14 protein-coding genes and 1 pseudogene are annotated in these 17,531 nt (G+C 66.2%); 7 read left to right on the top strand and 8 right to left on the bottom strand.

The annotated features are described in order from the left end of the window. Positions 1–81: 81 nt before the first annotated feature. Positions 82–621: a GNAT family N-acetyltransferase gene (locus PFLCHA0_RS16705; RefSeq protein ID WP_015635836.1), complete on the bottom strand. Its 540-nt coding sequence runs from the start codon at positions 619–621 to the stop codon at positions 82–84. A gap of 309 nt (positions 622–930) precedes the next feature. Between PFLCHA0_RS16705 and PFLCHA0_RS32345 the strand changes: the two are divergent. The 3 genes and pseudogenes from PFLCHA0_RS32345 to PFLCHA0_RS16695 all read left to right on the top strand — a co-directional run. After that, positions 931–1,293 (top strand): annotated as a pseudogene (locus PFLCHA0_RS32345) (PAS domain-containing protein); the annotation flags it as partial. 168 nt (positions 1,294–1,461) lie between these two features. Beyond that, complete coding sequence (locus PFLCHA0_RS16700; RefSeq protein ID WP_410919058.1) at positions 1,462–2,535, top strand: methyl-accepting chemotaxis protein; 1,074 nt, start codon at positions 1,462–1,464, stop codon at positions 2,533–2,535. Between the two features lie 143 nt (positions 2,536–2,678). Next, entirely contained in the window at positions 2,679–3,263 is a 585-nt protein-coding gene (locus tag PFLCHA0_RS16695) for a LysE family translocator (protein WP_015635834.1), read from the top strand. A 13-nt stretch (positions 3,264–3,276) separates the two neighbouring features. Here the strand turns inward: PFLCHA0_RS16695 and PFLCHA0_RS16690 are convergent, their stop codons facing one another. The 5 genes from PFLCHA0_RS16690 to PFLCHA0_RS16670 all read right to left on the bottom strand — a co-directional run bounded on the left by PFLCHA0_RS16690 (position 3,277) and on the right by PFLCHA0_RS16670 (position 8,857). Continuing rightward, entirely contained in the window at positions 3,277–4,155 is an 879-nt protein-coding gene (locus PFLCHA0_RS16690; protein WP_015635833.1) for an AraC family transcriptional regulator, read from the bottom strand. 25 nt (positions 4,156–4,180) lie between these two features. Beyond that, entirely contained in the window at positions 4,181–4,684 is a 504-nt protein-coding gene (locus PFLCHA0_RS16685) for a VOC family protein (RefSeq protein WP_015635832.1), read from the bottom strand. A gap of 85 nt (positions 4,685–4,769) precedes the next feature. After that, a complete protein-coding gene (locus tag PFLCHA0_RS16680; protein WP_015635831.1) occupies positions 4,770–7,244 on the bottom strand; it encodes a TonB-dependent siderophore receptor in 2,475 nt (824 codons plus the stop codon). 98 nt (positions 7,245–7,342) lie between these two features. Continuing rightward, the gene (locus PFLCHA0_RS16675; protein WP_015635830.1) at positions 7,343–8,320 is read right to left on the bottom strand and encodes a FecR domain-containing protein; all 978 of its coding nucleotides are present in this window, start codon (positions 8,318–8,320) and stop codon (positions 7,343–7,345) included. 3 nt (positions 8,321–8,323) lie between these two features. After that, positions 8,324–8,857 carry a sigma-70 family RNA polymerase sigma factor gene (locus PFLCHA0_RS16670; RefSeq protein ID WP_015635829.1) on the bottom strand — a complete coding sequence of 178 codons (534 nt, stop codon included), beginning with the start codon at positions 8,855–8,857 and terminating at the stop codon, positions 8,324–8,326. Positions 8,858–9,181: 324 nt separating this feature from the next. On the opposite strand from PFLCHA0_RS16670, the gene PFLCHA0_RS16665 reads away from it, so the two are divergent. After that, complete coding sequence (locus PFLCHA0_RS16665) at positions 9,182–11,269, top strand: EAL domain-containing protein (protein ID WP_015635828.1); 2,088 nt, start codon at positions 9,182–9,184, stop codon at positions 11,267–11,269. Between the two features lie 9 nt (positions 11,270–11,278). Here PFLCHA0_RS16665 and PFLCHA0_RS16660 read toward each other — a convergent pair whose 3' ends face one another. Continuing rightward, positions 11,279–13,723, bottom strand: a complete 2,445-nt coding sequence (locus tag PFLCHA0_RS16660) for a hypothetical protein (protein ID WP_015635827.1) — start codon at positions 13,721–13,723, stop codon at positions 11,279–11,281. A gap of 335 nt (positions 13,724–14,058) precedes the next feature. On the opposite strand from PFLCHA0_RS16660, the gene PFLCHA0_RS16655 reads away from it, so the two are divergent. The 3 genes from PFLCHA0_RS16655 (at position 14,059) to PFLCHA0_RS16645 (ending at position 16,542) form a co-directional block, all read left to right on the top strand. Further along, positions 14,059–14,316, top strand: a complete 258-nt coding sequence (locus PFLCHA0_RS16655) for a hypothetical protein (RefSeq protein ID WP_011061592.1) — start codon at positions 14,059–14,061, stop codon at positions 14,314–14,316. After that, a complete protein-coding gene (locus PFLCHA0_RS16650; protein ID WP_041752290.1) occupies positions 14,303–15,475 on the top strand; it encodes an NnrS family protein in 1,173 nt (390 codons plus the stop codon). Before PFLCHA0_RS16655 ends, PFLCHA0_RS16650 begins: the two co-directional genes overlap by 14 nt. Positions 15,476–15,573: 98 nt before the next feature. After that, the gene (locus PFLCHA0_RS16645) at positions 15,574–16,542 is read left to right on the top strand and encodes a GGDEF domain-containing protein (RefSeq protein WP_015635825.1); all 969 of its coding nucleotides are present in this window, start codon (positions 15,574–15,576) and stop codon (positions 16,540–16,542) included. A gap of 63 nt (positions 16,543–16,605) precedes the next feature. Here PFLCHA0_RS16645 and PFLCHA0_RS16640 read toward each other — a convergent pair whose 3' ends face one another. After that, positions 16,606–17,481 (bottom strand): lipoprotein, encoded by an 876-nt coding sequence (locus PFLCHA0_RS16640; RefSeq protein ID WP_015635824.1) that lies wholly within the window; start codon positions 17,479–17,481, stop codon positions 16,606–16,608. Between the last annotated feature and the right edge of the window lie 50 nt (positions 17,482–17,531).

Below are 17,531 nucleotides of genomic sequence, written 5' to 3'. Positions count from 1 at the left end.
TTTAAAAGCCGGCGACCGCTTTGTCAATCCTCGAATCCGTTGAGTCCGCCGCGCAGGCTGCCAGGGTGCCTGCCCTGAGGGTCAGCCCGGGCCTGGGTTGTCCGGCGCGCTGATGCGGTACAGCAGGCTCGGCGCCTGGCCGGGAAAATCATCCAGTTCGCCGTCCAGGCTCAGCCCCAGGCGCTCCAGGGCGCGCCGCGAGGGCAGGTTGTCGGGGCGCACCAGGCCGGTGACCCGCGGTGCATGCAGTTCGCTGAAGGCCAGGTGCAGGGCGGCCCGGGCCATTTCCGCGGCATAGCCCTGGCCCCAGGCCTCGGGGCGCAAGCGAAAGTACAGGTTCAGCCCCGGCTCGTGGCCGAAGAAGCCCTGCATGATCCCGCCGAAGCCGATCAGCCGTTGCGGGTCGCTGCGCAGGGCGATGGCCCAGTAGCCGAAACCGTGCTGCTGCCAGTGTTCGATCCAGCCGTGCAGCTTGTCGGCGCAGGCGGCAGCGTTGATCGGGCCGTTGGGGTTGAAGCGGTTGGTCTGCGGGTCGCCATGGATGGCACAGGCCTGGGGCAGGTCGTCCAGGGTCGGGGCGCGCAGTAGCAGGCGGGTAGTTTCTTGGCAGGAGGCAGGCATTGGCGCGGCTCTATGGCTTAGGGGCCTGGAGAAGGTAGGTGATGGGCCATCGGTTCTCAACCAGGGGCGGCCGGGGCATTGCTTGCCAGGCTAAGTATTGATCCAGGTCAAGAGTGTTGAATCTAGTTCCGTTGCCAGGGAAGTTATTTCCCTGGAGGCAATAGCGCGATTAAAAGTGCTATCTAAACTCGATTCGGTCGGGCGCTGGGCAGTTGTTGTAGTGGATTGCTCATCAGGCTCGGGAAAGTTCTGCAGGTACGCAGAAGAAGTCTTCGGGTAATCGCAGGATGCGCCAGTTGCTGTTTGATCATGACGAGCAATTACCAGACTTCCTGCGAGGTTTTTCAAATGAAAAACAATCTCCCGGTGACTCAGCGTGAGCGGGTGTTTCCTGCCGAACAACGGCTTATTTCCGCCACCGATACCCATGGCAAGATCACTTACTGCAATGACGAGTTCGTTGCGGTCAGCGGTTTCAGCCGCGAACAGCTGATTGGCAGCCCGCACAACATCGTGCGCCATCCGGACATGCCCGAAGCGGTGTTCGGCCATATGTGGTCCTACCTCAAGGACGGCAAGAGCTGGATGGGTATCGTCAAGAACCGTTGCCAGAACGGTGATCATTACTGGGTCAACGCCTATGTCACACCGATATTCAGCCAGGGCGTGATTGCCGGCTACGAATCGGTGCGGGTCAAGCCCGAGCGCCAGCAGGTGGAGCGCGCCGCCGCCCTGTACTCGCACCTGCGCAGCACCCGCCTGGCCACGCCCTGGCGCCATCGGCTGCTGGGCGCCGGGGTGTTTGTGCTGCCGCCGCTGCTGGCGGTACTGGCCAGCGCCATGGCCGGCTGGCTGGCCGGGCCCTGGGCCGGGCTGGGAGTGGCGCTGCTCGGGCTCTTTGCCGTGCAGGCCCACGGCGCCTACCGCACCGGGCAGTTGCTGGGGCGCATCAGCGCGGTGTCCCTGGGCAGTTTCGACAGCGAGCTGATTGCCCGCACCTATACCGATGAGCGAGGCCCGGTGGCACGCCTGCAGATGATCCTGATCAGCGAGGCGGCGAAGATCCGTACCGCCCTCAGCCGCCTGGGGGACTACGCCAACCAGGCGGCGTCACTGGCTTCCACCAGCCAGAACCTGTCGCGCCAGGCCGAGTCGGCCCTGGGCAAGCAGCGCGACGAAGCCGACATGGCGGCCACGGCGATGAACCAGATGGCTTCGTCGATCGCCGAGGTTTCAGTGCACATCCATGACACCGCCGCCGCGGCCGACCAGGTCAACGAGCTGACCCAGGTGGGCTCCCAGGAGGCGCGCCGTTCCCGGGTGGTGATCGAGAAACTGGCGGATACGGTGGATGCGATTAGCCAGTCGGTGGAAGGCCTGGCGCAGGAAACCCAGTCGATCCAGGTGGCGGCGAACATGATCCATTCGATCGCTGAGCAGACCAACCTGCTGGCCTTGAACGCAGCCATCGAGGCGGCGAGGGCCGGCGAGCAGGGCCGGGGGTTCGCCGTGGTCGCCGATGAGGTGCGGGCCCTGGCGTCGAAGACCCGGGAATCGACCCAGAGCATCCAGCGCATCATCCAGAGCCTGCAGCAGGTGGCGGGCCAGGCCGTGGAAGTGGCGCGCCAGGGCAGCGTGGAGGCGCGCTCCGGGGTGACCCAGGTAGTCAGCACCCAGCAGGCGCTGGACGGCATCAACTCGGCGGTGGAGCGCATTCACCAGATGAGCCAGCAGATGGCCGCGGCGTCGGAGCAGCAGGCCCATGTGGCCGAGGAAATCTCCGAGCAGATCAGCAATATCGCCCGGGTCTCGGACCAGAATGCCGATATTGCCGTGCACTCCTGCAGCATTGGTGGCGACCTTGAGTCCACCGCCCATGAACTCAATGCACTGGTGACCCGATTCAATAGTTGATTGCCGGGCGCGATCCACAAGTTCGTCGCGGCCTGCGCGGTGTCACGACAGCCCGTCACCGGCAGGGTAGTTTTGTTCAATACCGCCTCACCCCGGCCTCGTAGTCTGTGCGGCTCCAACCCACAGAGACAAAGAGGCAAGTGATGAGCGTAGTGTTTTCCATGGCGGCCTTTGCCCTGGCGGCCTCCATTACCCCGGGGCCGGTGAACATCGTCGCCCTGGGCAGCGGTGCGCGGTTCGGCTTCCGGGCCAGCCTGCGCCATGTGGCCGGGGCCACCCTGGGGTTTGTCCTGTTGCTGGTGCTGGTCGGCCTGGGGCTGCACGAACTGCTGCGCCAGTGGCCGGCCCTGACCCAGGGCATCCGCCTGTCCGGCGTGGCCTTCCTGCTGTACATGGCCTGGAAGCTGGCCCGGGACGATGGCCGGCTGGATACCGAGGGCCAGCCTCGGGCGCCGTCGGCCTGGTATGGCGCCCTGATGCAGTGGCTCAACCCCAAGGCCTGGCTGGCTTGCGTGGCCGGCATGGGGGCCTTCGCCGCCGATGGCGAGGCGCGGCTGGTGTGGCTGTTCGCGGCGGTGTACCTAGTCATCTGCTACCTGTCGGTGGCCTGTTGGGCCTATGCCGGCAGTTTTTTGCGCCATTACCTGGGCAACCCGGCGGGCATGCGCCTGTTCAACCGGGCCATGGCCGCCTTGCTGGCAATCAGCGCGGCCTGCCTGCTGCTTTGAATGCAACTGGGCGTCAGTGGGCCTGGGGTTCGCCGCGCCTGGCCCGTCGCGGCCCCTGGTACTGGCCCGGGGTGGCCCCCAGATGCTGCTTGAACGCGCGCTGCAAGTGCGCCTGATCGGCGAAGCCCGCGGCCTGCGCCACCTCGGCGATCGGCACGCCCTGGCGTAGGCGGGCCTGGGCGAACTGCACCCGCCGGTTGACCAGGTAGGCATGGGGCGCCATGCCGTACTGCTGCTTGAAGGCGCGGATCAGGTAGGAGGCCGAAAGCTGCGCAGCCTGGCAGATCTGTTCCAGGTCCAGGGGCTCGGTACAGTGCTGGCGGATGAACTGCGCGGCCCGCTCAAGCTTGTGGTTGTTCTCCCGGGGCGGGGTCTTGGCTGGGTTCAGGCGCTGTTGCAGCTCGCTGAAGAACGCCACCACGCAGCTGTGCTTGTGCAGCGTCTCGGCCTGTGGGTCCACGAGGGCGTGGTACAGCTGCTCGAGGTCGGCGAAGAGTTGCGGGTCGTCGCTGCTGGTTTCTTCGAAGGGCTGGAACTGCAACTCGGGGCTCACGCCCAGTTCACGTTGCAGGCGGGTCAGCCAGGGCGTGTCGACGTACAGCATGCGGTACGACCAGGGCTGGTCGTCGATGGGGTTGCAGGCGTGGACCACCCCGGGGTTCATCAGCACCACGGTGCCGGCGCCCACCTGCCTTTGCGTCTGCTCGCTGACGTAGGTACTGACACCTGCGGTGATGCAGCCGATGGAGAACTGCTCATGGGCATGAGCGCAATAGCAGACCTTGCGCCCGTCGGCGATGGAGCGGGCCTCGATGAAGGGCAGGGCCGCATCGCGCCAGAAGAGGGGGGCGTCTGCAGAGGGCGGGGCGGTTTTCGTCAAGGCCATATCCATCGCTCAAGGACCGGCCACGAGTGTATTAGCTTCGCGCGTCGAAGGCGCGTTGCAGCGTCGCGATATCGAGTTTTTTCATCCCCAGCAGGGCCTGCATCACTCGCTCGGAACGGGCCGGGTCGGGGTCGCACATCATCTGCGCGAGCGTCTGCGGCACGATCTGCCAGGACAGCCCGAAGCGGTCCTTGAGCCAGCCGCATTGCTGGGCCTGTTTCGGGCCGCCAAACCCCAGGGCATTCCAGTAGTGGTCGAGTTCGGCCTGGGTGCGGCAGTGCACTTGCAGCGACACCGCTTCGTTGAAGGTGAACGCCGGGCCGCCGTTGAGGGCACTGAAGCCCTGGCCGTCAAGCTCGAACGCCACGTTCATCACCGAGCCTTCGGCGCGGCCATGGAACTCGAAGCCGGCCTTGCCGTAGTGGCTGACGTGGGTGATGCGCGAGTGCTCGAAGATCGAGCAGTAGAACTGTGCGGCCTCGTGGGCCTGATGGTCGAACCACAGGCACGGGGTGATGGTCTGGATGCGTTGCATGGGGGCGCTCCTCTGCGGGTTGAGCACGCTCGCACAAGCGTAGTCAACCCGCAGCCGGAGCGGGCTACCGTGGATCGGCGCGGGGCTAGAAGTCCCAGCGGGTGGCCAGTTGCAGGCTGCGCGGCTCGCCGTAGAAGCCGGTGCTGAAGTTGCCGATACCGGTGTAGTACTTCTTGTCGAAGAGGTTCTTCACGTTCAGGGTCGAGCTCAGGTGCTGGCTGAACTGGTAGCGGGCCATGGCATCCACCAGGAAGTAGCCGTCCTGGGTGATGCGCGAGTCATGCCCGCCATTGACCGTATCGCTCGGGTCGGGCTGGTACACCTTGCCGAAGAACTGGCTCTGCCAGTTGACCCCGCCGCCCACCGTCAGGCGGTCCCAGGCGCCGGGCAGGCGGTAGGTGCTGAACAGCCGCGCCACCTGCTGCGGTTCGGTGCTCTGCAGCACCGAGCCGTAGACGTAGTCGTGATTGGCGTCGCGGGTGTGGTTGTAGCTGTAGCCGGCCGACAGGTTCCAGCCTTCGCTAAGCTCGCCAGCCACCTCCACCTCGAAACCCTTGGTGGTCGCGCCTTTGGTCGGGCGGTAGATGGCGTCGATGCCCCAGCCGTCCACCAGTTGCGCGACGTTGTCCTGCTCGGTGTGGAACACCGCGAAGCTGGCGTTGACCCGGCCATCCAGGTACTCGGCCTTGATCCCGGCTTCGTAGCTGTCGCCCTGCACCGGGTCGAGGATCTTGCCGTCGACGTCCTTGCTCATCTGCGGCTGGTAGATGCTGGTGTAGCTGGTGTACAGCGAGTAGCTGTCGTTGAGGTCGTAGACCAGCCCGGCATAGGGGGTGACCACGCCGGTCTGCTGGTAGCGCTGGCGTGCGTCGGGGCTGTTGGGGTCGAGGTAGCGGGTGTTGTCGATGCCCTTGAAGTCGCTGACCCGGGTGCCGAGGATCACCGCCAGGTCGTCGGTGGGCTTGAGGCGGGTGGCCAGGTAGGCGCCGGTCTGGCGCTGGAGGATGTCGTTGTCGCCGATCTTCGGGATGTCCGGCTTGGCGAACTCGCCGCGCCAGTCGTAGATGCTGCCGCCCACTGGCGGGTACACCGAACCGTGGACCGGGATGTCCTGTCTGGCGTTCATCAGCATGAAGCCGGCGATCAGCTCGTGCTCGCGGCCGAACAGGCTGAAGGGGCCGTGCAGGTTGATGTCGAGGTTGTCCTGGCGCTGGTCGCCCTTGAACTTGCCCATGTACATGAACATGCCGTCGCCGCTGGCCTGGTCCGGGTTGCCGCCGCTGGCCGAGCCCAGCAGGGTGTCGTGCTGGCGGCGCAGGTGGTCGTAGCTGACCTTCAGGGTCCAGTCATTGGCCAGTTGCTGTTCCAGGGAGGTGAACAGGGTCTGGTTCTTGAAGTCGCGGCGGCTCCAGTCGGTGGCCGGGTTGAACGAGCGGGAGAAGCGGGTGCGCGAGCCGTCGCTGAAGTACATCGGGAAGCCGGTCCAGGTGGCGCCTCGGGAACGGGTGTTCTGCTGGTCCAGGCCGAAGGTCAGCAGGGTGTCCGGGGTCAGGTCGGCTTCGAGAATGCCGTAGGCGATGTCCTTGGTGTTCTGGTAGTGATCCAGGTACGAGCTGCGATCCTGATAGACCCCGACAAAGCGTCCGCGCAGGTTGCCGCTTTCGGTCAGGGGCCCAGAGATATCGCCTTCGCTGCGGTAGTTGTCCCAGGAACCGACGGTGCCGGTGACCGAGGCCTTGAACTCTTTGGTCGGCCGCTTGCGGATCAGGTTGACGGTGGCCGACGGGTCACCGGAGCCGGTCATCAGGCCGGTGGCGCCCTTGATGATTTCCACCCGGTCGAAGGTCGCCATGTCGGTGCTGGTGGTGCCGTAGTCGTAGACCCCGTCGTAGGTGGCGTTGACCCCGTCGTACTGGAAATTGGTGATGGGCAAGCCGCGGCTGGAGAACTCCCAGCGCTCGCTGTCGTAGTTCTGCACGCTGACCCCGGGGGCCCGGCGCAGGGTGTCGGCGATGCTGGTGGCGCCCTGGTCGTCCATCTGTTGGCGGGTGATCACCGTCACCGTTTGCGGGGTTTCGCGCAGCGACAGGTTGAGGCCGGTGGCCGAGGCGCTGGCCCCGGTGGTGTAGCTCTGGCTGCCTTCGGTGACGCTGCCCAGGCCCTGGGCGGAAATCTGCGTGGTGCCCAGTTGCAGCGGGCCGCTGGTGGCGGGAAGTGCCTTGAGCACATAGCCGCCGCTGACCGCCTGGGCTTGCAGCCCGGAGTTCGTCAGCAGCAGTTGCAGAGCCTCTGCGACGCTGTAGCGGCCGTTCAGGCCGGGGCTCTGCTTGCCGACGGCCAGGTCGTTGTGCCCGGCAATGAACACCGCGCTCTGCTCGGCGAAGCGGTTGAGCACCGTGACCAGCGGCCCGGGGCCGATGCTGTAGCTGCGCCGTTCAGCCTGGGGCTGGTTCTGGCCCGCATCGGCAGCAGCGTGGGCCCAGGGCGCGGCGCCGCACAGCAGTGCGGTGCACAGGGGCAGGGTATGAAAGGGCAGGCGCGAACGACGGGGTGATGGCATGGGGTTCCCTTGTGGGTCGGCAATGTGAGGACTGTTACCGGGTTAACCGAAGGGCGTCGGAAAAAGGGAACCTGCCAGGTGAAAAAAGTTTTCCGGCTTCAGGTACGTGGCTCCAGGATCACCCACCAGGACGCCAGGCGCTTGACCCGCACCGGCAACGCCGCTTCCAGCAGGGCCAGGGCCTGGTCGGAGTCGTGCAAGGGGAAAGAGCCCATCACCGGCAGTTGGGCGATGGCCGGGTCGCAACCCAGGTGGCCGTTGCGATAGCGCCCCAGTTCCTCCAGAAGTTGCTCCAGGGGCAGGTTGTCGGCCAGCAGCAGGCCGTGGCTCCAGGCTTCGCGGGCGGCACTGGCGGCCTGCAGCGGCCCCAGGGTGCGGCCATCGAAGCGTAGCTGCTGGCCGGCATTCACCACCTGCACCTGCAAGCCACTGGCGCTGCGTACCTCCACCGCGCCGGCGTAGACGTTGAGCAGGCTGTCGCTGGCGCCGCAGCGCACGCTGAAGCGCGTGCCCAGGGCATGCAGGCGGCCGTGTTCGGTCTGCACCAGGAATGGCCGGCGCGGGTCCTTGGCGGTGTCGATGAGGATTTCCCCCAGGTGCAACGCCAGCAGCCGCTGCTCGGTGCTGTAGCGCACATCCACCGCGCTCAGGGCATTGAGCCACAGGCGCGTACCGTCGCTGAGCAGCGTGTCGCGGACTTCCCCGGTGCCGGTGGCGTAGTCGGCACGCCAGCGGCTCAGGGCCTGGGGCAGCGGGCTGTTGCGCCAGGTGCCCCAGCCCAGGCCAGCCAGCAGCAGTGCACCGAGCACCTGGCGCCGTGCCAGGGCCGGACGTCGGGCGGCGCTCAGGGCGCGGCTGGCGGATGGGCGGGTGTTGGCCTCCTGCAATGGCAGCAGGCGCTGGCTGACCCGCTCGACATAGCTCCAGGCCTGGCGGTGTTCCGCGCTCTGCTCGAACCAGTCCCGCCACTGGCGACGCTGTTCGTCGCTGCTGCCCTGGTCCTGCAGTTGCACGTACCAGTGCGCGGCCTGTTGCAGGCAGGCGTGGCTGAGCCGGCCGCCGGGTCGAGGGTCCATGGTTCAGTCCACCAGCAGGCCGTCGAGTTCGGCCTCCAGCAGCGCGCAATGCAGCAGGGCCTGGGCCAGGTACTTCTTCACCATGCGCTCCGATACCCTCAGCTCATCGGCGATGGCCTGGTAGGGCCGGCCGTGCAGTTGAGCGAGGATGAAGGCCGAGCGCACCTTGGCCGGCAGGCGGCTGAGCATGGCGTCCACTTCGTACAGGGTCTCGACAATGATTGCCTGCTGCTCCGCCGAGGGTTGCACCGCCTGCGGGCGTGCAGCCAGCGCCTGCAGCCAGGCCTGCTCCAGTTGCCGGCGCCGCCAGTGGTCGATGCACAAGCCCCGGGCCACGGTGGCCAGGTAGGAACGCTGGTGGACCTCGTCAAGCAGCACCGGCGGGCGCTTGAGCACCCGGACAAAGATGTCGTGGGCCAGGTCGGCGGCGTCCCAGGCGTGATTCAGGCGCCGGCGCAACAACTCGTAGAGCCAGCGGTGATGGGCGTCGTAAAGGCTGTGGACCGAGTCCGGGCTGGCGAGAGGCGTGGAGGGCAAGGAGGCGTGTCCGCTGGCGTTCTGGTTGTAAATGGGAATTGATCGCGATTAAAGCAAAAGCCATCGACCCCTGCAAACGATATCGCCGCGCCCTGGCGCAATCGACCGTGCTTGAGCGGGTGGCCGCGCAGGCAGTCAAGCCTGGCGTGAACAGGACGATAAAAGACTGGGATCGGGGCCATTCAGTGCTTGCTGAATGGGGTTTCTTCAGTGGTATCTTCGCCGGTATTCGCTTGTCATGGCCTGGCGCTGCATTGCGTATCCATGGGGCGGGCGGCAACGTCCGGGGGGTATCGGACGCGCAGCGGCAAAGGGGCGGGGCTTATGCGAAACGTGGGGTTCAAGCTGTTTTTCACCCATCGTCTGGCACTCCTGGCGGGTGCCGAGTCATTACGCTCGATCCGCGAAGGCCTGTTGTGGCTGCTGCCATGCCTGCTGGTCTCGGCGCTGCTGCTGATCCTCGGCCAGTGCGCCCAGGCGTTGGGTGCGCCGCCAGCATTGGTGGAGCTGCTGACCGGCCTGCACAACCGCATCAGTTCGATCATTCCCCTGCTGGTGGCGGCGTCCATCGGCTACATGCTGGCAATCAAATACCGCCTGCCCCAACTGCCGGTGGCCTTCCTCTGCCTGTCCCATGTGGTGATCGCCATCTACCTGCTGCGCGACTACCCGCGGGCGGCGGCGACCTTCGTGCTGTTCATCGCCATCGCCTCGCCCCTGATCAATGTGCCGCTGATGGCCCGGCTGCACCGCCAGCGCTGGACCCGGCTGGTGGACGAGGGGCTGGTGGGGCACAACCTCAAGGGCACCATCAACATGGTGCTGCCGGGGATGGTGACCTCTTTGGTGCTGGTCTGCGTGTTGCAACTGCTGCTGCAGTTCCATGATTTTGCCTACGTCGAGCGGCCGATCGATATCGACAACCTGGACAACCCCTACCTCAACGCGATCTTCCTGACCTCGACCAATTCGCTGCTGTGGTTCTTTGGCATTCATGGTGCCCATGCCATGCAGCCGCTGATGGATGTGATGGACCAGGCCGTGACGCTCAACGCCGCGGATCAGGCCGCTGGCCGGCCATTGCGCTATGCCTTGAACAGCGGCCTGCTGGGCTGCTTTGCCTTCATTGGCGGCTCTGGCGGTTCCCTGGCACTGGTGCTGGCGATCCTTGGTTTCTCGCGCAACCGCTCCATGCGTCTGCTGGCCTTGGCGAGCCTGGCGCTGTCGCTGTTCAACGTCAACGAACTGCTGTTGTTCGGTGTGCCGATCATCCTCAACCCGCGCCTGCTGGTACCGTTCATGCTGGTGCCGATGGTCAATGCCTGCCTGGCGCTGCTGGTGGTGCAACTGGGGTGGGTGAGCCCGGCGCTGGTGAGCCTGCCCTTTACCTCGCCGGTGCTGCTCAATGCCTACCTCAGCACCCAGGGCGACTGGGGCGCGGTGCTGCTGCAAGGGCTGCTGCTAGGGGTCGGCATCCTGATCTACATGCCCTATGTGCGCAGTATCCAGCGCCAGGGCGAGCAAAGTGCCCAGGTCTACCTGAAAACCTTCGACACCACCTTCCATGGCCTGGAGGAGCGGGGCCGGCTGTTCGAGCTGGACCCGATGGTGGCGTCCTACCAGCAGGCCGCCCAGCAGTCCTTGCAACTGGCCCGTATCCAGCAGTTGAGCGACTACGACTTCCACCTGGAGTATCAGCCCCAGGTGATCAAGGACAGCGGCTTGTGCAGCGGTTGCGAAGCGCTGATCCGCGCCCGTGACCGCGAGGGCAAGGTGCAGTCGCCCTGGGAACTGCTGCAGTGGCTGGGCCAGGCCAAGCTGATGCCCGAGGTGGATTTCTGGGTGGCGTCCCAGGCGGTGCGCCAGCACCTGGCGTGGCGCAAGGTCGGCTTCGAGCTGCCCATCACCATCAACATCTCCAGCGCCACCCTGGCCTCCCGGGAACATGGCCAGCGCCTGCTGGAGATTCTGGCCCGGGCCCAGGGCCAGGTGTCGGTGGAGATTACCGAGGATGCCCTGGTGGGCGATGCGCTGCTGACCCAGCAATGGATCGGCAAGCTCCATGCGCTGGGCGCCCGGGTCTATATCGATGACTTCGGCACCGGCTTTTCCGCCCTGAGCTACCTGCACCAGTTCCCGGTGGACGGGATCAAGATCGACCGCAGCTTTGTCCTCGCCCAGCGTGAACCCAAGGGCGCCCAGGTGTTGAACGGCCTGCTGCGTTTTTGCGAAACCCTCAAGCTCAAAGTGGTGGTGGAAGGGGTGGAAACCCGCGAGCAGCTGGATTTCCTGCAATCGAGTGCCGAGCTGACCATCCAGGGCTGGTACTACAGCAAATCCCTGCCCGGGGAGCAGATCCCCGGTTTCGTCAGCCAGCGCGCGCGGGACGCCCAGGCACTGAAGGCCGATTGACCCCGGGGCTCAAGCCCCGGCGCGCAAGGCCGGGTGCGCCGGGCGGCGCAGCGCCTGCCACGCCCGGGCCTGGGGCCAGTCGGTGGCGCTCAGCCACAGCCCCTGGTGTTCACGCAAGGGTTCGGCAGGCAGGCGCAACAGGTCTTCCAGTGCCCACTCCAGGCTGCGGCCCGGATCGGGATCGTCCGCCGCCTGCCAATCCCGCTCGAACAGCTGCAGCGCCAGGCCCCGGGCATCGAAGTGCTGGAACAGCGGGCGGTGGCGCAGCCAGTCGGGGGCGATGCGCAGGCTGCGTTCCTGCACATCGAGCAGCAGCAACTGCCAGGCGCGGTAGCCCTGCTGCGGGTCGCCGGCGCCGAGCCGGAGCCGGGTCAAGGCCAGGTAGCGGGCGTCGGTGGACCAGATCAGCGACGGGGCCAGATCGCCTACTGCACAGCCGGAGGCGGTGAGCAGGTGGCCGCCGAGCCGCGGGCTGGTTTCCCGCAGCCAGCTGTCGGCGTACTCGGTTTCGCTGCCAAACAGCCACGCGGCGTCGCGGCCATCGGGGGCAGGCTGGATAAAGTCACCCTCGGCGACCGCGGCCTGAGGCCGATCCACCAGGCGCCAGGGCGCCACGGGCTGCAATTGGTCATCGATCACCAGCCAGTCCTGGCGCTCATAGCAGGGCTGCGAGGCCGGGCCTTCGGTGCAGAACGCCGCGGCGTGTTCAGGTGCGGGCGCCGGCCGGTTGAAGCGTTGCAGCGGGCTGCTGACGTGGTCCGGGTCGAGCCGCCCGACCAGCACGGCCAGGCTCAGGCGGCCCTGGCGAAAGTCCAGCAGGCGCGCCGCCAGCAGTGCCGGGCTGTAGATCAGGCGCTGCTGTTGCAGGTCCGCCACCACCACCTGGGGGGCCAGCTCCAGGGTCTCGCTCCAGGGCAGCAGGGCCAGGTAGCGCTGGCAATCGGAAACCCGATGGTCCAGCAACCAGCACCCGGGCAGTTGCCAGGTGCCGATCTGGCATCGGTAGGCACCCAGGCCCCGGGGGTTGTCCGTCAGCCAGCTGAACAGCGCGCGCTGCTCGCCCAGCAGGGGCTGGGACTGGATCCGGCTTTCGCCCCGGGCCCCGCTGCCGTCCAGGGGCTGCAGCAACTGGGTGCGGGTCAGCGGCAGTGGCGCCACTTGCAGGCAGCCTTGCCGGTCATGGCCGACGCCGGTTTCGCTGTCGCTGTGGGTACTGTGCAAGCGATAGCCGTAGCGCCCGTGGTCCGCCTCGGCCAGGTCCAGGTATGCGCTGTAGCCCAGCCAGTGGCGATCCAGGCTGAGCAGCGGGCCAGGGTAGAAGGATGGTTCTGCATGGCTGGCGACCCAGGGCGCGGGCAATGCCCGCCAGCCCTTGTCGGCCTGCCACAGCCAGCAGCACGCGGCCTCAGGCTGCGCCTGCTCGTGGGCGATGCAGGCCAGGGCCCGGCCGTCGTCGCGCCAGATGCGGGGTGCGTCCGCCCGCAGCAGCAAGCCGCTGGGCTGGCCGTCGATGCTTATGCGATAGGGCGGCGTGCGCAGGGGTTCCAGGGGTTGCTCCAGGGCCCTGAGGCTGGCCGGCAGCGCCAGGCTGGCGTGCAGCCGGTGGCTGCCGTGGGGTGCGCTTTCTTCGAAATCCTGGCGAGCCAGGGCCTCCAGCCACTGGCCCGGCTCCAGCCAGAGATCGGCTACCGCTACCAGTTCGACGCATTCGGCCTCCTGCAGCAGGCTGTTCAGGCTGGCCTGGTGCTGGCCGTTGTCCACCAGCGGGCTGTGGCGGCCGCTGAGGGTGTCAGCGCTGAAGGCATCCAGCTCCCAGAAGTGTTCCCGGTTGCAGCGGTACAGGCGGCGCTGTTCACGGTCGAGGATGGCCAGCCCCCAGTGTTGCCTGGAAGGCAGCGGCGCGGCGAAGTAGCGCCCGTCACTGGAAAACCGCGCCGAGGACCCCAGCCCTTGCAGCAGCACCCCATCGGGGAACAGGTAGTCGCAACAGGTGGGCCCGCCCATGGCGATCTCGCCGTGGTTGAACACCCGGATCGGCTTGCCCTCCGGGGTCTGTTGCGGTTCGTTGCCGCCCCAGGCGCTGATCGGTGTGGGGCTCGGCTGCACCAGCCCCAGGCGGCGTTCCAGGTGGCTGACCGCTGCCAGCCCGGCAAAGATGCTGGTGAAGGCGGCGGCGATATCCCAGTAGGCCGGCAGGGCCCGGCCCAGGCTGAAGCCCAGGCCGAACGCGGCGCTGATCATCAGCCGCGCCAGGCCGCGGGCGGTTTTAGGCCAGCCCAGGCGCGCCGCCAGGGTCATCGCCGCTGCGCAGCCGAGCAACACCCCCAGGGCCGCCGGGGGCGGCAGCAGGGTGACGAAGAAGATCGGGATGAGCAGGGCGGCCAACTGCCAGAGCAACTCCAGCAACAGGCGTGACAGGCTCTTTTCGGATGCGGGTGAGGAAGCTTCGGGCATCGGCGACATCCTTGTATGGGAGCGAGCGAGCTCGCGATGGGCGTCAACGATAACGCGGGTCTACAGGAAGTGCGCGGCGTTTTCCGATGCATCGCGAGCAAGCTCGCTCCTGCAGAGGGGGGATTGGCTCAAGAGGGGCAGTCTGCCCTTGCCGGCGAAAAAGGGCCGCGGGGAAAAATGCAGTCATATTGACTGCGTTGGCGGTCTTTATGACTTCTTCTTTATCTGGTCATAAAGACTCTTGAGGTGGCAGGGGCCCGGTTTTATGGGCTCTGCGCGCTGGCATGAAACGTGAAGGGCCAGTCATGCCATTGTGTGTTCGAGGAGTTGTCGACATGAGCCGTTACTTCGATTCGCCGCTGCATGTACTGCACCTGTCCAATGCGCTGCTGTGGTCGGGCAGCCTGTTGCTGGGCCTGGGGGTGTACGCCGCCTATGTCCATTCCGGCCATTTGCCTATCGCCACCCTGGTGCTGATGCACAGCCTGGTGATGATCGGGCCGACCCTATTGAAGATCGGTTATGTTATGCGCCTGCTGGCCCAGCGGCGCATGGCCCAGTGCCAGGGGAGGGCTGCCTGTGTCTTTGCCTGAAGCCTGGCACCGCTGGACCGGCCAGCCCCTCTGGAGCCTGGGGTTCCGCCCGTTCTTCCTCGCCGGCGCCGGCTTTGCCTGCCTTGCCCTGGTGGGGTGGGGCCTGTGGCTGCATGGTGCGCTGGCGGGCCTGCAACCGGTGGCCGGGATGCTGGCCTGGCACCGTCACGAAATGCTCTTCGGCTTTGCCGTGGCGATCGTTGCCGGCTTCCTGCTGACGGCGGTGGCCAACTGGACCGGCCGCCCGGGCCTGAGCCGTACGCCGTTGCTGTTGCTGTGGCTGCTGTGGCTGGCGGGGCGCCTGGCCTGGTGGCTGCCGCTGCCGGGCCCGCTGTTCGTTGTGGTGCAACTGGCGTTCATGCCGTTGCTGGCGGCGGTGATCGGGCGCGAGCTGTGGTGCGCCGGCAAGCGCGAGAACTACCCCATGGTCCTGGTCCTGGGGCTGCTGGCGCTGTTTCAGGGGCTGACCCTGTGGGGCCTGTTGGAACACCAGGACAGCTGGCAGCGGCGCGGCGAACTGGGCGCCTTGTGGCTGGTGGCGACCCTGATGACGGTGATCGGCGGCCGGGTGATTCCCTTCTTCATCCAGCGCGGGCTGCAACTGCCCCCCCAGGCGCCGACATCGCCCTGGCCGACCCGGGTGTTGCTGGTGGGCAGCCTGCTGGCCGCGTTGTCCATGGCCCTGGGCGGCGGTGACGCTCCCCGCGGGTGGCTGGCGCCGCTGTTCGCCCTGCTGGCGGGGCTGCAAGGCTGGCGCTTGTGGCGCTGGCACCGGCCGGGGGTGTGGCGGGTGCCGCTGCTCTGGTCGCTGTACCTGGCCTACGGGTGGCTGGCCCTGGCAACCCTGGGCATGGCCCTCTGGCACCTGGGCTGGTCGATACCCCAGAGCCTGGTGACCCATGCCCTGGCGGTGGGTGGCCTGGGCGGGCTGGTGCTGGGCATGGTGGCGCGGGTCAGCCTCGGCCACAGTGGCCGGCCCCTGCAGGCTTCGCGGGCCATGGCCGGTGGCTTTGCGCTGCTGTTTCTGGCGGCCCTGTGCCGGGTCCTGCTGGTGCCGTTCAGCAGCCTGGGGCTGGGTCTTTCAGCGCTGCTGGCGGGCCTGGCGTTTGCCGTGTTCGTGGCTGGCTACGGGAGGATTCTGTTGGCCCCCCGGTTGTGAGGGCCACCTGCCCACTGGCTCCTGCCGCGCCGCTTTAGATGATAAGCCGTCGTTATTCTGGACTACGCTTGGAATCTTAGCCGCGAATGGAGTCAGCGATGTTGTATCCCAGCAAACCCAACAATGAGGCCTTGAGAATCCAGACCCTGCGGGAGCTGAATGTGCTCGACACCTCCCCGGAGGAGCGTTTCGACCGCCTGACCCGGCTGGCCAAGCGTCTGTTCAACGTGCCCATTGCCCTGGTCAGCCTGGTGGATGCCGACCGGCAATGGTTCAAGTCCTGCGTGGGGCTCGACGTCAGCGAAACCTCGCGGGACATTTCCTTCTGTGGCCACGCGATCCTCGGTGACCAGATCCTCACCGTGCCCGACGCCGGCCTGGACGAACGCTTCCACGACAACCCGCTGGTGGTGGGTGCGCCGGGCATCCGCTTCTATGCCGGTTGCCCGCTGACGGTGACCAATGGCAGCAAGCTCGGCACTCTGTGCCTGATCGACATCAAGCCCCGCGACCTGGACGACGAGGATCGGGCACTGCTACGGGACCTGGCGCGCATGGCCGAGCAGGAACTGGCGGCGGTGCAGATGGCCAGCATGGACGAGCTGACCCTGCTGTCCAATCGCCGCGGATTCGAGGCCCTGGCCCGGCATGCCCTGGGGGTGTGCAAGCGCCTGGAAAAACCGGCGACCCTGCTGTTCTTCGACCTCAACGACTTCAAGCAGATCAATGACACCTACGGCCATGCCGAAGGCGACGGCGCCCTGAAGACCTTCGCCGACGTGCTGCGCATCGCCTTTCGCGAGAGCGACGTGATCGGCCGCCTGGGGGGCGATGAGTTCGTGGCCCTGCTGACCGCTGCCGACCATGTCGAGACTTCGGCGATCATGGCGCGCCTGCGGGAGATTCTCGACGAGCGCAATGCCACCTTGAAGCGGGGTTATGACATCCGCTTCAGCGTCGGCCAGATCGAATACGACGCCGGACGCCATCCCGACATCGAGGCGTTGCTGGCGGACGCCGACAAGGCCATGTACCTGCACAAGCAGGCGAGCAAGCGGGTTCGCTGAGGGTTACTGCCGCCAAGCCCTGCCCGGTGACGCGGGGCAGGGAAGGGCGTCAGTGGCAGGGCGCTATTGGCCGCGCTCCATCAGCGGTGGGCTATAGCTTTCCTCGATGTCGACCCCGGCCGCCCTGGCCCGGCTTTCAACTTCTGAGCGACGTTGCAGCCGTTCTTTCAAATGCGCAGGGAACAGGGTCCTCCATTGGGCTCTTTGTGCCTCTGCAAAGTCGCGGGTCCAGAACGTGTCCAGGGACATCAGGTTCAGGCTTATCAAGTAGACAGCGCTTTGCAGGGGGGCGCTTTTCGAGTCGTAGCGCAGGGCTCGGACATGCGCAATGTAGTTGCCGTGATAGAGATACCAGTCATAGAACATGTTGTTGCCCAGCCACTGCTCAAGGCTCATCTCATGGTTGGCATCGAACAGCGGGTGGCTGAGTGGCTGGGTACCCAGGAGGCTTTCCTTCCAGTCCAGCTTGTGCAACTCGCCAGCGGCTATTCGGGGGTCGGAAGGGAAGTAGTATTTTTGCCATCCAGCGTTCTTCAACGTCCTGAGAAGGTTATAGACAAGCGCCTTGTTGGCCTTGTGAGTGCTGTTGTCCGGCAGCTCGCGAAGGTCGATGTTCAATGCCTGGATGGTGTTTGAGGTATTGCCATCAACGGCAATCAGCAGCCCGGCCACCTGATCCAGTTCAAGCGTGCCCTCGGGCTGGGCCAGGCTCAGGTCAAGGAGTGCTCCCTGACGATCCGCCTCATACCAACATAGGTGGACCGCATCCAGGCAGTCGGCGGTAAAGCTCACCGGGCTCTTTTCCAGGAACTCGGCAACCGGTGTGCCCAAGGAGATGTGCAGGCGTGCGACGCTGCTCCGGGTTTTATTCGAGGCGGTATCTTGGGTGTTGTCGCAGCCGGCTAGAAACAGCGCGAGCAACAGATAGCACAGCTTCATGTTTGGCCTTTCCAATGAGCAGGAAGGGGCAGGGTGGCGAGGGCGCAAGC

It is taken from the genome of Pseudomonas protegens CHA0, assembly GCF_000397205.1.
Classification (GTDB): Bacteria; Pseudomonadota; Gammaproteobacteria; order Pseudomonadales; family Pseudomonadaceae; genus Aquipseudomonas; species Aquipseudomonas protegens.
Note: the sequence above shows the minus strand (reverse complement) of the source record. Positions and strands in the feature narration are given on the sequence as shown.

Coding starts and splice junctions, on each gene's coding strand:
- PFLCHA0_RS16660 (WP_015635827.1), bottom strand. CDS start 13,723: ATGCCCGAAGCTTCCTCACCCGCATCCGAAAAGAGCCTGTCACGCCTG.
- PFLCHA0_RS16675 (WP_015635830.1), bottom strand. CDS start 8,320: ATGGACCCTCGACCCGGCGGCCGGCTCAGCCACGCCTGCCTGCAACAG.
- PFLCHA0_RS16640 (WP_015635824.1), bottom strand. CDS start 17,481: ATGAAGCTGTGCTATCTGTTGCTCGCGCTGTTTCTAGCCGGCTGCGAC.
- PFLCHA0_RS16645 (WP_015635825.1), top strand. CDS start 15,574: ATGTTGTATCCCAGCAAACCCAACAATGAGGCCTTGAGAATCCAGACC.
- PFLCHA0_RS16700 (WP_410919058.1), top strand. CDS start 1,462: ATGGCCGGCTGGCTGGCCGGGCCCTGGGCCGGGCTGGGAGTGGCGCTG.
- PFLCHA0_RS16705 (WP_015635836.1), bottom strand. CDS start 621: ATGCCTGCCTCCTGCCAAGAAACTACCCGCCTGCTACTGCGCGCCCCG.
- PFLCHA0_RS16665 (WP_015635828.1), top strand. CDS start 9,182: ATGCGAAACGTGGGGTTCAAGCTGTTTTTCACCCATCGTCTGGCACTC.
- PFLCHA0_RS16685 (WP_015635832.1), bottom strand. CDS start 4,684: ATGCAACGCATCCAGACCATCACCCCGTGCCTGTGGTTCGACCATCAG.
- PFLCHA0_RS16680 (WP_015635831.1), bottom strand. CDS start 7,244: ATGCCATCACCCCGTCGTTCGCGCCTGCCCTTTCATACCCTGCCCCTG.
- PFLCHA0_RS16655 (WP_011061592.1), top strand. CDS start 14,059: ATGAGCCGTTACTTCGATTCGCCGCTGCATGTACTGCACCTGTCCAAT.
- PFLCHA0_RS16690 (WP_015635833.1), bottom strand. CDS start 4,155: ATGGATATGGCCTTGACGAAAACCGCCCCGCCCTCTGCAGACGCCCCC.
- PFLCHA0_RS16695 (WP_015635834.1), top strand. CDS start 2,679: ATGAGCGTAGTGTTTTCCATGGCGGCCTTTGCCCTGGCGGCCTCCATT.